We start from the raw sequence: 14,189 nt of genomic DNA, 5'->3' as shown, positions 1-14,189 counted from the left end.
GCGCGTTCGTGGTCGCGGTGCCTGCCGCGGGCGGAAGCGGACACGGAAGGTATGACGCGTCCCACACCACCCCCTGCGAGGTGCCCGTGCGCGCTACCGCCCGATCCCGTCCACGCAAGTCCGGCCGCAGACCGCACCCGGTCGACGAGGTGCTGCCCGCCGGCAAGCTGGCCGTCTACGGCGTCCAGCACGTGCTCGCCTTCTACGCCGGTGCGGTCATCGTGCCGATCCTGCTGGCCGGCGCGATCGGCCTGTCGGAGCGCGAGCTCATCCACCTGATCAACGCCGACCTCTTCACCTGCGGCATCGCGTCGATCATCCAGTCCGTGGGGTTCTGGAAGGTCGGCGTGCGGCTGCCGCTGCTGCAGGGCGTCACGTTCACGGCGGTGTCGCCGATGATCGCGATCGGGCTCGCGGCGGGCGGCGGCACCGACGGCCTGCTGGTGATCTACGGCGCCGTGATCGTCGCCGGCCTGTTCACCTTCCTCATCGCCCCCTGGTTCAGCAAGCTGATCCGCTTCTTCCCGCCGGTCGTCACCGGCACGGTCATCACCATCATCGGCCTCGCGCTGCTCCCGGTCGCCGCGCAGGACGCCGTGGGCGGCGGTTCCGCGCCCGACCCCACCAGCGCGCGTAACCTGGCCTACGCCCTCGGCACGCTCGCCGTCATCGTCGTGATCCAGCGGGTGTTCCGCGGGTTCACCGCCACCGTCGCCGTGCTGATCGGGCTGGTCCTGGGCACGGGTGTGGCCTGGCTGCTGGGCGACGCGTCGTTCGCGGCGGTCGGCGAGTCCTCCTGGTTCGGCGTGACCACGCCCTTCTACTTCGGGTGGCCGAAGTTCGCGGGCGCCGCCATCGTCTCGATGATCGTCGTCATGCTGATCACCGCGGTCGAGACCACCGGCGACGTCTTCGCCACCGGCGAGATCGTGGACAAGCGGGTCGGCCGCGAGGACATCGCCCGCGCGCTGCGGGCCGACGGCCTCGCCACCACCATCGGCGGCGTCCTCAACTCCTTCCCCTACACCTGCTTCGCCGAGAACGTCGGGCTGGTCCGGCTGACCCGCGTCAAGAGCCGGTACGTCGTCGCCGCCGCCGGTGTGTTCATGATCCTCATCGGGTTGATCCCCAAGGCCGGCGCGGTCGTCGCGGGCATCCCGCACCCGGTGCTCGGCGGCGCGGCGCTGGCGATGTTCGCCACCGTGGCCGTCGTCGGCATCCAGACCCTGTCCCGGGTGGACTTCCACGACCACCGCAACGTCGTGATCGTCGGGACGAGCCTGGGGCTGGCGATGTTCGTGACCGCGCAGCCGGACGTCGCGAAGGCGCTGCCGCCCTGGGCGCAGATCGTGTTCGGCTCCGGGATCACGCTCGGCAGCATCACGGCGATCGTGCTGAACCTGGTGTTCCACCACGTCGGCAAGGACTTCGGCCCCGCCGTCGCCGGCGCGCCGGGCACCCCGACCATCCGGCTCGACCAGGTCAACCGCATGAGCCGCGACGAGTTCACCGCCGCCTTCGGCCGGCTGTTCCAGGGCCCGACGGACGTCGTCGGCCGGGCCTACGACCGCAAGCCGTTCGCCGACACGGCGGCCCTGCGCACCGCGTTCCAGGAGGCGCTGTTCGCGGCGCCGCGCGAGGAGCAGCGCGCGCTGATGGCCGCCTACCCCGACCTCGGCGGCGACCGCGTGGCCGACGGCGACGAGGGCGACGACTCCCGCGAGGACCAGGCGTCGGCCGGCCTGACCCGGCTCTCCGACGACGACCGCACCGAGTTCGCCGAGCTGGCCGCGGCCTACCGGGAGCGCTTCGGGATCCCGCTGATCGTCTGCGTGCGCGAGCACCCGGACCGCGAGGCGATCCTGCGCGAGGGCCGGCGCCGGCTGGGCAACTCCCCCGCCCAGGAGCACGCGGCCGCGCTGATCGAGATCGCCAAGGTGGCCAACCGCCGCTTCGAGGACCTCGTCGCCGAGGCCAACCCGATCGCGACGGCGCGGGCCGGGGCCTTCGGGTCGGGTGCCCGATGACGGCCGTCGCCCTCACGGTCGCGGCCTTCGACGACCTGCCCGCCGCCCGCGCCGAGGAGCTGCTCCGCGAGGTCTGCTCCGCGCCACGGTGGGCGCGGCAGGTCGTCGCCGGGAGGCCCTACGGCAGCCCGGCCGCCCTGCAGCGGGCGGCCGCGGCGGCGCTCACCGAGGACGACCTCGACGCCGCCCTGGCCGGCCACCCGCGCATCGGCGACCGGTCCGCGCAGGGCACGGCCCGCCGCGAGCAGGGTGCGGTCGCCACGGCGCCGGCGCGGGTCCTGGACGCGCTGGCCGAGGGCAACCGGGCCTACGAGGAGCGCTTCGGGCACGTCTACCTGGTCTGCGCCAGCGGCCGGGACGCCGAGGACCTGCTCGCTACGCTACGGGCCCGGCTCGGCAACGACCCCGCGACCGAGCGCCGCGTGGCGCTCGCTGAGCTGGCCGCGATCAACGGGCTGCGACTGGAGCGGGTGTTCGGCCCATGACGCTCTCCACCCACGTCCTCGACGCGGCGACGGGCACGCCCGCCGCCGGGATGACCGTCGTGCTGCGCACGGAGGGCCGCGAACGCGACCGGCTGACCACGGACGCCGACGGCCGGGGCCGCTTCACCGAGCCCGGCCCCGGCGTCCACACCCTGACCTTCGCCACGGGCGACCGGTCCGACTTCTATCCCGAGGTCACGGTGACCTTCACCGTGACCGACCCGGGGCGGCACCACCACGTACCGCTGCTGCTGTCCCCGTTCGCCTACTCGACCTACCGCGGGAGCTAGACATGGGAATCAGGCTGGGTGCCAACGACTACGGCAAGGCGGAGAACCGGGTCGTCCGGATCTACCGCGACTCGCCGCGGCACGAGATCCGCGACGTCACCGTGACGACCGCGCTGCGCGGCGACTTCACCGACGCCCACCTGCGGGGTGACCAGTCCCGGGTGCTGCCGACCGACACGCAGAAGAACACCTGCTACGCGTACGCCAAGGAGAAGGGCCTGCGCGAGATCGAGGACTACGCGCTCACGGTGGCGCGGCACTTCGTCGCCGACGTCGAGCCGGTGTCCGGGGCGCGGATCGCCGTCGACGAGCACACCTGGGAGCGGGTGCCGGTCGACGGGCGCGGGCACGACCACACCTGGGTGCGCCGCGAGTCGGAGATCCGGACGACGGTCGTGGAGGTCTCCGCCGACGGCGAGCGCGTGGTCTCCGGGCTGCGGGACCTGGTGCTGCTCAAGTCCACCGGCTCGGAGTTCGCCGGCTTCCTCACCGACCCCTACACGACCCTGCAGGAGACCCACGACCGGATCATGTCCACCTCGCTGGTCGCGGAGTGGGCCTACGCCGGCACGGACGTGGACTGGGACAAGTCCTGGGCCGACGTCCGGCGGATCCTCCTCGAGCGCTTCGCCACCGTGCACTCCCTCGCGCTGCAGCAGACGCTGTGGGAGATGGGGAAGGGCGTGCTGGAGGCGCACCCGGAGATCACCGAGATCTCGCTCTCGGCGCCCAACAAGCACCACTTCGTCGTGGACCTGGCCCCGTTCGGCCTGGAGAACCCCAACGAGGTCTTCTACGCCGCCGACCGGCCCTACGGCCTCATCCAGGCGACGGTCACCCGCGACTGACAAGTCGTACATCTGCGTACTGGCGATCACCCCCGAACTCGGTGACGATCCCCGCACCACGGCGGCCTCGACGCGGAGGTGACCCATGCCCGAGACGATGCGCCCCGGGACGATGCGCGCGGCCCGGTTCCACGAGCCCGGCAGGCCGTTGGCGACCGAGTCCCTCCCGCGGCCCGAGCCCGGGCCCGGCGAGGTGCTCGTGCAGGTCCGGGCCGCGGGCGTCTGCGGCTCGGACGTGCACTTCGCGATCGAGGGCAGTCCGGTCGGGTTCGTGCCGATCACCCTCGGGCACGAGGTCGCCGGCACGGTCGCGGAGCTCGGGCCCGACGTGGAGGGGCCCGAGCCGGGCGCCCGGGTGGTCGTCAACGCGGTGCTCACCGACGGCACCTGCCCGCAGTGCCTGGCCGGGCGGGGATCGATCTGCGCGGGTCGCAGCCTCGTCGGTGTCCACCACGACGGCGGGCTGGCGGAGTTCGTCGCGGTCCCGGCCCGCGCCCTCGTGCCGTTGCCCGACGACGTGCCGTTCGACGTCGGTGCCATCGTCACCGACGCCGTCGCCACCCCCTTCCACGCGCTGACCGACGTCGCCCGGGTCCGCGCCGGCGAGGCCGTCGCGATCGTCGGGGTCGGTGGGCTCGGCCTGCACGCCGTGCAGATCGCCCGGTTGCAGGGGGCGTCGCCGGTGATCGCCGTCGACCCGCGGGCGTCGCAGCGCACCCGCGCGGTCGAGGTCGGCGCGGACCTGGTGCTCGAGCCCGGGCCGGCGGCCACCGAGGCGGTGCTCGCGGCGACGGGCGGAGCCGGGGTGGACGTCGCCGCCGAGTTCGTGGGCCGGCAGGAGAGCATCGCGGGGGCCGCGGAGCTGCTGCGCCCTGGCGGACGGCTGGTGGTCGTCGGGATCGGGGCGGAGCCGATCGTGCTCCCGCCGCCGGTGGTGTTCGTCCGGCGCGAGCTGCAGGTCCTCGGCTCCTACGGGTTCACCGCGGCATCCATCCGCTCCGTGCTCGGCCTGGTCACCGCGGGCCGGCTGGACCTCAGCCGCTCGATCACCCACCGCTTCCCGCTCGAGGAGGCGGACAAGGCGCTGCAGACGCTGCACCAGAAGCTGGGCGAGCCGCAGCGCGTGGTCGTCGTCCCCTGACCGACCCGCACTATGGAACCATAACGCGCGGAATCGGCCTCAATTGTCGCAGTATGGTTCCATAACGCGCCAATACCGATGCGATTCGAGCATTATGGTTCCATACTGCGTCAGCGGGAGCGGAGGGCGAGGAAGAGGTCGACCCGGTCGGGGAAGTCGGCGAGGCTGCGGCCAGTCAGCTCCTCCACCCGCCCGATCCGGTACCGCACGGTGTTGACGTGCAGGTGGAGCCGTTCCGCGGCGCGGCTCCAGGAGCCCGAGCAGTCCAGGAACGCCTCCAGGGTCTCCAGCAGCCCGGCCGCGTTGCGCTCGTCGTAGGCCAGGACCGGGCGGAGCACCCGGTCGGCGAAGGTGCGGCGGACGTCGTCGGGCACCGCCGCGAGCAGGGCGACGTGCGAGGTCACCTCCGACGCCGTGACCACGGCGACCGCGCCCGGGCGCTGCTGCGCGAGCGTCCGCGCGTGCACGGCTTCCTGCAACGCCCCGGTCAGGGCGGCGAGCGCGGCGGGCCGGCTCACCCCGACCGCGAGCTTCTCCGACGCGAACCCGGGTTCGAGGCGGGCCAGCGCGGCGTCGAGCACCGCCGTGTCCCCGGGCACGAGCGCGACGGCCAGCCCCTCGTGGGTCCCGACGACCGGCGGCCCGAGGTGCGCGGCGGCGTCGACCAGCACCGAGCGCGCGGTCTCCACCCGCCCCGGCCCGCTGAAGCCCGCGACGGCCACCGCGAGCGGCGCCGACGGGTCGAGCCCCGCCTGCCGCAGCCGCACCGGCAGCTCCGGCCGCTCCCCCGCACCCTCCGCGACCAGCGCGATCGCGTCGTCGGCGATGTCACGCGCGAGCCGCAGCCCCTCGCTGCGCCGCGCCCGGTCGAGCGCGGCGATCGCGACCAGCTCGCCCACCGCCTCGACCGTCTCCTGGTCCCAGTCCGGCCGCGCGCCGTCGACCGCGACGAACCACGACGTAGGCCGCAGCTCCGACGACGGTCCCACCGGGAACACCGTGCGCGCCGGGCCCGGGGTGACCGCGGGCAGCCGGTCGGCGGTGAGGAAGGTCCGCACCGCGGCGTCGAGCTCGGCCGGGGGCAACGGCTCCGGTCCGGCGGCGAGCGCGCGTCCGGTCGCCGTGAACACCCGGCAGGTCAGCCCGATCGCGGCCCCCACCTGCGCGGTGAGCTCGTCGAGCCCCAGCCCGCTGGCCACCGCGGCGAGCAGCTGCCGCTGCCGCCCCACCGTGACGGCGAGCCGGTCGCCCCGGGCCGCCGTCACCGAGCCGACGACATACTCGGTGACCGCCGCGAACGAGACCTCCTCGGGCACCTCCAGCAGCGGGACGTCGTGCCGGCGGCAGGCCTCCACGACGTCGTCCGGGATCCCGTGGAACACCGCCGCGCCCGCGGCCAGCGCCGCCACCTTGGCCCGCGCGAGCGCCCCGACGAACCGCTCGGTGTCGGCCTCGGCCGTCCGCCACACCAGACCGCTGATCACCAGCTCGCCGCCGGAGAGGTAGCGGCCGGGATCGGGCAGGTCGGTGGTGTAGACCCAGCGCACCGGGCGCTCGAGCGCCGCCGCGTCGCCGTGCAGCAGCCGCAGCTTCAGGTCGGGCCGTCCGACCAGGTCGCGCAGCAGCATTGGAGGAACGTACAACCGTGCCGCCCGGGACCGCCACGGGTTCGTCGCGGCAGCGACTCGTGGCGGTCACGAGCGCGCGCTGTACTTCTCGGCATGGACTTCCTGGCGCCGACCTCCTGGGCGGAGGCCCTCGAGACCAAGGCGGCACACCCCGACGCCCTGCCCGTCGCGGGCGGCACGGACGTCATGGTCGAGCTCAACTTCGACCACCGGCGCCCGGCCGCCCTGCTGGACCTCACCCGGGTTCCCGAGCTGCAGGAGTGGTCGCGCGACGCGGGCCGCATCCGGCTCGGCGCCGGCGTGACCTACAGCCGGGTGATCACCGAGCTCGGTGGCGCGCTGCCCGGCCTGGCGATGGCCGCGCGCACCGTCGGGTCGCCGCAGATCCGCAACCGCGGCACGGTCGGCGGGAACCTGGGCGCGGCCTCCCCTGCCGGGGACAGCCATCCGGCGCTGCTCGCCGCGTTCGCCGAGGTGGAGATCGCCTCGGTGCGCGGAACGCGCGTGGTGCCGGTCGCCGAGTTCTTCACCGGCGTGAAGCGCAGCGTGCTGGAGGCCGACGAGCTCATCGCCGCCGTGCGCGTCACCCCGCCCGCCGGCCCGCAGCAGTTCTGCAAGATCGGCACCCGCAACGCCATGGTGATCGCGGTGTCCGCCTTCGGGTTCGCGCTGCACCCGGACCGCCGCGTCGTCGGCACCGGGATCGGGTCGGCCGCACCCACCCCACGCCCGGCCCCCGAGGCCGCGGCCTTCCTCGCCGGCGAGCTCGAGGCCGCCGGGCTGTGGGACTCCCGCGGCCCGCTGCCCGAGGGCCTCGCCACCGACTTCGGCCGCCGCGTCCGCGACGCCGCGGCCCCGATCGACGACGTCCGCGGCAGTGCCGCGTACCGCCTCCACGCCCTGTCCGTCATGGCGCGCCGCGCCGCGACCTGGGCCTGGGACTCCTACCGCGACGAGAACCGGAGCGCCGCCGCATGAGGATCGAACTGACGGTCAACGGCACCCGCCGCGAGGCCGACGACGTCTGGGAGGGCGAGAGCCTGCTCTACGCGCTGCGCGAGCGGCTCGGCCTGCCCGGTTCGAAGAACGCCTGCGAGCAGGGCGAGTGCGGCTCCTGCACGGTCTACCTCGACGGGACCCCGGTGTGCGCGTGCCTGGTCGCCGCCGGTCAGGCGCAGGGCCGCGAGGTCACGACGGTCGAGGGCCTGGCGGGCGAGGAGCTGGACCCCGTGCAGCAGGCCTTCGTGGAGAAGGGTGCGGTGCAGTGCGGTTTCTGCACCCCCGGGTTCCTGATGTCGACCAAGGACCTCCTGGAGCGCAACCCCGAGCCGACGGACCCGGAGATCCGGGAGGCGTTGGCGGGCAACCTCTGCCGGTGCACCGGCTACGAGAAGATCCTGGACGCCGTGCGGGCTGCGGCGGTGGCGAAGCGATGATCATCGAGAACGCGCACGTCGTGACCGTGACCGGCGAGGAGATCGCCGGCGGGCACGTCGTCGTCGAGGACGACCGGATCACCGCCGTCGGCGCGGGACCCGCTGTGGACCGCGCCGGTCACGACGTGGTCGACGCCCGCGGCGGCCTGCTCACCCCGGGCTTCGTCAACACGCACAACCACCTCTACCAGTGGGTCACCCGCGGCCTCGCGGTCGACGCGACGCTCTTCGAGTGGCTCACCACGCTGTACCCGGTGTGGGCGGGCATCGACGAGCACGCCGTGCACACCGGCGCCACCGGCGCACTGGCCCAGCTGGCGCTGACCGGATGCACCACCAGCACCGACCACCACTACGTCTTCCCCCGCGAGGGCGGGGACGTGTTCGGCGCCGAGATTCGCGCCGCCACCGAGGTGGGCCTGCGCTTCCACCCCTGCCGCGGCTCGATGGACCTCGGGCAGAAGGACGGCGGCCTGCCGCCGGACCACGTCGTCGAGGACCGGGACGCCGTACTGGCCGCGTCGGAGGCGGCGATCGACCGCTGGCACGACGCCACGCCGGGCTCGATGCTGCAGGTCGCGCTGGCCCCGTGCTCGCCCTTCTCCGTGACCGGCGACCTCATGCGCGAGTCCGCCGAGCTGGCCCGGCGGCGCGGCGTCCGGCTGCACACCCACCTCGCCGAGACCCTCGACGAGGAGGACTTCTGTCGCGAGCGCTTCGGCTGCTCGCCGCTGGAGTACGTCGAGGGCCTGGGCTGGACCGGCGACGACGTCTGGTTCGCCCACGCCGTCCATCTCGACGACCCCGCGGTGAAGCGGATCGGCGCGACCCGGACCGGGGTGGCGCACTGCCCGTCGTCCAACGCCCGGCTGGGCGCGGGGATCGCCCGCACCCGCGACCTGCGCGACGCCGGCGCCCGCGTCGGACTCGGCGTCGACGGCGCCGCGAGCAACGAGGCGGGCTCGCTGTTGGAGGAGGTCCGGCACGCGGTGCTGTTCGCCCGCGCCGTCGGCGGCCCCACCGCGCTGACCGTCCGGGACGCCCTGGAGCTGGCCACCCTCGGCGGCGCCCGCGTCCTGGGCCGGGAGGACGAGATCGGCTCGATCGAGGTCGGCAAGCTCGCCGACCTGGCCCTCTGGGGCCTCGACGGGCTGGGGCACGCGGACGTCGCCGACCCCGTCGCGGCGCTCGTGCTCGGCTCGCCACCGCCGCTGGACCTGCTGCTCGTGAACGGCCGCCCGGTCGTCGAGCACGACCGTGTGGTCACCGTCGACACGGACGCCGTGGCGCGCGAGTGCGCCCGCGTCCACCGCACCCTGCTGGAGAAGGCGTCATGACCAGTACCGAGACCCGGACGGCCGGCAGGCTGGGCGACTCCCCGCTCCGCCCCGACGGCACGCTGAAGGTCACCGGCGAGTTCGCCTACTCGTCCGACCTGTGGCACGACGACATGGTCTGGGGCGTCACGCTCCGCAGCCCGCACCCGCACGCCCGCATCCGCTCGATCGACGTCACCGAGGCGCTGCGCGTCCCCGGCGTGTCCGCGGTCCTCACCGCGGCCGACGTCCCCGGCGAGAACGCCGTCGGGCTGGAGCACCTCGACACCCCCGCCCTGGCCGACGGCGTGGTCCGCTACCAGGGCGAACCCGTCGCGCTGGTCGCGGCGGACCACCCCGAGACCGCGCGGCGCGCCGCCAAGCGGATCGTCGTGGACTACGAGGTGCTGCCGGCGGTCACCGACCCGCGCCGCGCGCTCGACGCCGACGCCCCGCTCGTGCACGCGTCCCGCGAGGACAACCTCGTGCGCGCCATGAAGATCCGGCGCGGCGACCCGGCCCCCACCGCCCCCGTGGTGGTGGCGCTGGACTTCGAGGTCGGCATGCAGGACCAGGCCTTCCTCGGGCCGGAGTCCGGACTCGCGGTGCCGGACGGCGAGGGCGGCGTCGACCTCTTCGTCGCCACCCAGTGGCTGCACGTCGACCAGGGCCAGGTCTGCCGGGTGCTCGGGCTGCCACCGGAGCAGGTGCGGCTCACCCTCGCCGGCGTCGGCGGAGCGTTCGGCGGCCGCGAGGACCTGTCGATGCACGTCCACGCGTGCCTGCTCGCGCTGCACACCGGCAAGCCGGTGAAGATGAGCTACGCGCGGGACGAGTCGTTCTTCGGGCACGTCCACCGGCACCCGGCCTGGCTGCGCTACGAGTTCGGGGCGTCCGAGGAGGGCGAGCTGATCTACGCCAAGGCCGACATCCTGTTCGACGGCGGCGCCTACGCGTCGTCGACCGGCGCGGTCGTCGGCAACGGCGGCACGCTGGGCCTGGGCCCGTACCGGATCCCGAGCGTCCACGTCGACGCCCGCGGGGTCTACACGAACAACCCGCCCTGCGGCGCCATGCGCGGCTTCGGCTGCGTGCAGGCCGCGTTCGCGCACGAGGCCCTGATGGACGAGCTGGCCGACCGGGTCGGCGTCGACCGGGTGGAGATCCGGGCGCGCAACGGGATGGTCGAGGGCGACCTCAACATCACCGGTCAGGTGATCGACTCCGCGGCGCCCGTCGCCGAGCTGATCCGGACCGTCCGCGACCTGCCGCTGCCGCCCGAGCCCGAGGGCGAGCGGGACATCCGCGAGCTGCCCGGCGGCGCGTCGAACACCACGCACGGCGAGGGCGTCGTGCGCGGGATCGGGTACGCGGTGACCTACAAGAACGTCGGGTTCTCCGAGGGGTTCGACGACTACTCCACCGCCCGCGTGCGCCTGGAGGCGGTCGCCGGCGAGCCCGTCGCGACCGTGCACACCGCGGCCGCGGAGGTCGGGCAGGGCCTGATCACCATCGAGCAGCAGATCTGCCGCACCGAGCTGGGCGTGGACCAGGTCGTCGTGCACCCCAAGGACACCAGCGTCGGCTCCGGCGGCTCGACGTCCGCCTCCCGGCAGACGTACGTGACCGGCGGCGCCGTCAAGGCAGCGTGCGAGGCGGTGCGGACCTCGGTCCTGCGGCGCGCGGCAGCGTTGTTGCAGCGCAGTGATCTCCGGCTGGACGGCGACAAGATCGTCGCGGAGTCCGGCGAGGTCGTTGCGGGCCTGGTCGAGGTGCTCGACGAGCCGGTCGAGGAGACCGTCGAGTGGCGGCACCGCCCGACCTTCCCGATCGACCCGGAGACGGGGCAGGGGAACGCGCACGTCCAGTACGCCTTCTCCGCACACCGCGCCGTGGTCGACGTCGACACCGAGCTCGGCCTGGTCAAGGTCGTCGCGCTGGACACGGCGCAGGACGTCGGCCGGGCGCTCAACCCCGACGCCGTCGTCGGGCAGATCCAGGGCGGCAGCGCGCAGGGCATGGGCCTGGCGCTGATGGAGGAGATCGTGGTGCAGGACGGGCACGTGAAGAACCCGTCCTTCACGGACTACCTGATCCCCACGATCCTCGACATGCCGCCGATGCAGGTGAAGGTGCTGGAGTACGCCGACCCGCACGCGCCCTACGGCGTCCGCGGGGTGGGCGAGCCGCCCACGATCTCGTCCGGCCCCGCCGTCGCCGCGGCCGTCCGCGCCGCCACCGGCAAGGCCCTGCGCCGGGTCCCGATCCGCCCCGAGCACATCACCTTCTGACCCTGCTCATCCCACCCTGTGAGTGGCAACTGCCCCAAGAGAGGGGCAGTTGCCGCTCACGAGAGGAGCCGGCATGCCGCGCATGTTCCTCAACGGCACCGCCATGTCCGGCGGGGCCGACCACCACCTCGTCGGCGACGCGCCGCTGGTCGCCCACACCCGGACCGCGCCGCGCTATCGCTTCCACGCCGTCGACGGCCGGTACCCGGCCCTCGAGGAGGGCGGCGACGCCGCGGTCGAGGGCGAGGTCTACGAGATGACGTACGCGCAGCTCCGCGAGGTGCTGCTGCCCGGCGAGCCCGACGGGCTGGAGCTCGGCGTGGTCGAGCTGGCCGACGGCTCCGGGTCGCTCGCCATGGTGCTGCGCGCCGACCACCCCGCGCCCCGGACCGACATCTCGGAGCTGGCGAGCTGGCGGGCCTACCGGGGGGCGTCGTGAGGACGGTCTTCCGCGCGGCCCGCGCCGTGGTCGACGGGGCCGAACGCCCGACGGCCGTGCTGGTCGAGGACGGGCGCATCGCCGCGGTCCTGGACCGGGACGCCGCGGTCGACGCCGCCGAGATCGTCCTCGGCGCGGACGAGGTGCTGATCCCCGGCCTCGTCGACACGCACGTGCACGTCAACGAGCCCGGCCGCACCGAGTGGGAGGGGTTCGCCTCCGCCACCCGGGCGGCCGCGGCCGGCGGCGTCACGACGCTGGTCGACATGCCGCTCAACGCTCTGCCGCCGACCGTCGACGTCCCGGCGCTGGAGGTCAAGCGCAAGGCGGCCGACGGGCGGTGCGCGATCGACGTCGGGTTCTGGGGCGGTGCGATCCCGGGCAACGAGCGGGAGCTGCGCGCGCTGCACGAGGCCGGCGTGTTCGGGGTGAAGTGCTTCCTGCTCGACAGCGGCGTCCCCGAGTTCCCGGCCCTGCCGGACCCACGTCAGGCGATGCGCGAGCTGGCCTCGTTCGACGGCCTGCTGCTCGCCCACGCCGAGGACGGAGCCCTGGTCGGCGAGGCCCACGGCCGTCGCTACCGGGACTTCCTCGCCTCCCGGCCCCGCGCCGCGGAGGACTCGGCGATCGCCGGCCTGGTCCGGATGGCCCGCGAGACGGACGCGCGGGTGCACGTGGTGCACCTGTCCTCGGCCGACGCGCTGCCGCTGCTCGCGCAGGCCCGCGCGGACGGCGTCCGGGTCACCGTCGAGACCTGCCCGCACTACCTCGCGCTGACCGCCGAGGAGGTGCCCGACGGCGACACCCGCTTCAAGTGCTGCCCCCCGGTCCGCGAGGAGACCAACCGGGACGCGCTCTGGCAGGGACTGGCCGACGGGGTGATCGACATGGTCGTCAGCGACCACTCCCCCGCCACGCCCGAGCTCAAGGGCACCGGCGACTTCGGGTCGGCCTGGGGCGGCATCGCGTCGCTGCAGATCGGGCTGCCCGTGGTGTGGACGGAGGCGCGCCGGCGCGGCTGGACGTTCGCCGACGTCGTCGCCCGGATGGCGACGGCCCCGGCCGACCTCGTCGGCCTGCGCCACAAGGGCCGCATCGCCCCGGGGGCCGCGGCCGACCTCGCGGTGGTCGCCCCCGACGAGACCTTCGCGGTGGGCACGCTCGCCCACCGCCACCCCACCACCCCGTACGCCGGCCGCACGCTGCACGGCGTCGTCCGCGGCACCTGGCTGCGCGGCGAGCGGGTGGACCCCGACCGGCCCGCGGGCCGGCTGATCGGCAGAGGAGACACCTGATGCACCCGGACCTCGCGCTGCGCACCCTCGGCGGCGCCGTGGTCTCGGCGACCGACGAGTCGTTCGCGGCCAAGGAGAACCTGATCGTCCCCGGCCCGCCGGTGTTCGACCCGACCACGTTCGGGCACCGCGGCAAGGTCTACGACGGCTGGGAGACCCGCCGGCGCCGCTCGCCCGGGCACGACGAGGCCGTGGTCCGGCTCGGCGCGCCCGGCGTCGTCCGGCGGATCGTGGTCGACACGACCTGGTTCACCGGCAACTACCCGCCGGAGGGCGCGGTGGACGGGTCCGCGGACGGGAGCACCTGGTTCGAGCTCGTCCCGCTCTCGCCGCTCAAGGGGGACTCGGAGAACGCCTTCGACGTGCACAGCGACCGGCGTGTCACGCACGTGCGGCTGCGGATCGTGCCCGACGGCGGCGTGGCCCGGCTGCGCGTGCACGGCGAGGCCCTGCCGGACCCGGCGCTGCTCGACGTGCTCGGCACCGTGGACCTGGCCGCGATCGAGAACGGCGGGCACGTGCGCGACGTGTCTAACCGTTTCTACAGCAGCCCGCACAACCTGCTGCTGCCCGGACCGGCCCGCTCCATGGGCGAGGGCTGGGAGACCGCGCGGCGCCGCGACGCCGGCAACGACTGGGTCGAGCTCGGTCTGGGGACCGAGGGCCGGATCGCCGTCGCCGAGATCGACACCTCGTACTTCCTGTACAACGCCCCGGGTGCGGCCGTCCTGCGCGGCAGGACCGGCGACGGGGACTGGCAGGACCTGCTGTACACCCCGCTGCAGCCCGACACCCGGCACCGGTTCGTGCTCGCCGACCGCCCGGCCGTCACCGAGGTACGCCTCGACATCCACCCCGACGGCGGCCTCTCGCGAGTACGCCTGTGGGGCACCCCCACCGATGCCGGCCGCGAGTCCCTCCGGACCCGCTGGCACGCCGCCCACTGAACCGACCGCGGTATGGCTCCATCACACTTCCGGCCCCCCGGAGGAT

At 74.4% G+C, this 14,189-nt stretch carries 13 protein-coding genes; 12 read left to right on the top strand and 1 reads right to left on the bottom strand.

What is annotated here, in order from left to right; translation table 11 throughout:
- Positions 1–86: 86 nt before the first annotated feature.
- From uraD (PKE99_RS17340) to PKE99_RS17320, 5 genes are all read left to right on the top strand, one after another.
- Positions 87–2,027, top strand: coding sequence for a 2-oxo-4-hydroxy-4-carboxy-5-ureidoimidazoline decarboxylase (gene uraD / locus PKE99_RS17340; protein WP_037045627.1), 1,941 nt, complete (start codon positions 87–89; stop codon positions 2,025–2,027).
- Complete coding sequence (gene uraD, locus PKE99_RS17335) at positions 2,024–2,512, top strand: 2-oxo-4-hydroxy-4-carboxy-5-ureidoimidazoline decarboxylase (RefSeq protein WP_037045625.1); 489 nt, start codon at positions 2,024–2,026, stop codon at positions 2,510–2,512. Before uraD (PKE99_RS17340) ends, uraD (PKE99_RS17335) begins: the two co-directional genes overlap by 4 nt.
- Entirely contained in the window at positions 2,509–2,802 is a 294-nt protein-coding gene (locus tag PKE99_RS17330; RefSeq protein ID WP_037045624.1) for a hydroxyisourate hydrolase, read from the top strand. The genes uraD (PKE99_RS17335) and PKE99_RS17330 overlap by 4 nt, the downstream gene beginning before the upstream one ends.
- A gap of 2 nt (positions 2,803–2,804) precedes the next feature.
- On the top strand, positions 2,805–3,650 hold the full coding sequence (pucL, locus tag PKE99_RS17325; RefSeq protein WP_037045622.1) for a factor-independent urate hydroxylase: 846 nt from the start codon (positions 2,805–2,807) through the stop codon (positions 3,648–3,650).
- Between the two features lie 85 nt (positions 3,651–3,735).
- Positions 3,736–4,791: a zinc-binding dehydrogenase gene (locus PKE99_RS17320; RefSeq protein ID WP_051737406.1), complete on the top strand. Its 1,056-nt coding sequence runs from the start codon at positions 3,736–3,738 to the stop codon at positions 4,789–4,791.
- Between the two features lie 110 nt (positions 4,792–4,901).
- Here the strand turns inward: PKE99_RS17320 and PKE99_RS17315 are convergent, their stop codons facing one another.
- Positions 4,902–6,419 carry a PucR family transcriptional regulator gene (locus PKE99_RS17315; protein ID WP_037045620.1) on the bottom strand — a complete coding sequence of 506 codons (1,518 nt, stop codon included), beginning with the start codon at positions 6,417–6,419 and terminating at the stop codon, positions 4,902–4,904.
- A gap of 93 nt (positions 6,420–6,512) precedes the next feature.
- Here PKE99_RS17315 and PKE99_RS17310 point away from each other — a divergent pair, with 93 nt between their 5' ends.
- The 7 genes from PKE99_RS17310 to alc all read left to right on the top strand — a co-directional run bounded on the left by PKE99_RS17310 (position 6,513) and on the right by alc (position 14,143).
- Positions 6,513–7,397, top strand: coding sequence for an FAD binding domain-containing protein (locus tag PKE99_RS17310; RefSeq protein ID WP_037045618.1), 885 nt, complete (start codon positions 6,513–6,515; stop codon positions 7,395–7,397).
- On the top strand, positions 7,394–7,855 hold the full coding sequence (locus PKE99_RS17305; RefSeq protein WP_037045617.1) for a (2Fe-2S)-binding protein: 462 nt from the start codon (positions 7,394–7,396) through the stop codon (positions 7,853–7,855). Before PKE99_RS17310 ends, PKE99_RS17305 begins: the two co-directional genes overlap by 4 nt.
- Entirely contained in the window at positions 7,852–9,192 is a 1,341-nt protein-coding gene (locus tag PKE99_RS17300) for an 8-oxoguanine deaminase (RefSeq protein ID WP_037045615.1), read from the top strand. Before PKE99_RS17305 ends, PKE99_RS17300 begins: the two co-directional genes overlap by 4 nt.
- Entirely contained in the window at positions 9,189–11,462 is a 2,274-nt protein-coding gene (gene pucD, locus PKE99_RS17295; RefSeq protein ID WP_037045613.1) for a xanthine dehydrogenase subunit D, read from the top strand. The genes PKE99_RS17300 and pucD overlap by 4 nt, the downstream gene beginning before the upstream one ends.
- Positions 11,463–11,535: 73 nt before the next feature.
- The gene (locus PKE99_RS17290) at positions 11,536–11,901 is read left to right on the top strand and encodes an allophanate hydrolase-related protein (RefSeq protein WP_037045611.1); all 366 of its coding nucleotides are present in this window, start codon (positions 11,536–11,538) and stop codon (positions 11,899–11,901) included.
- Positions 11,898–13,196, top strand: coding sequence for an allantoinase AllB (gene allB, locus PKE99_RS17285; RefSeq protein WP_037045609.1), 1,299 nt, complete (start codon positions 11,898–11,900; stop codon positions 13,194–13,196). The genes PKE99_RS17290 and allB overlap by 4 nt, the downstream gene beginning before the upstream one ends.
- The gene (alc, locus tag PKE99_RS17280; protein ID WP_051737405.1) at positions 13,196–14,143 is read left to right on the top strand and encodes an allantoicase; all 948 of its coding nucleotides are present in this window, start codon (positions 13,196–13,198) and stop codon (positions 14,141–14,143) included. Before allB ends, alc begins: the two co-directional genes overlap by 1 nt.
- Positions 14,144–14,189: the final 46 nt, after the last annotated feature.

The organism is Pseudonocardia halophobica (assembly GCF_027922425.1).
Taxonomy (GTDB): Bacteria; Actinomycetota; Actinomycetes; order Mycobacteriales; family Pseudonocardiaceae; genus Pseudonocardia; species Pseudonocardia halophobica.
This window is presented reverse-complemented; position numbering and strand designations above follow the sequence as displayed.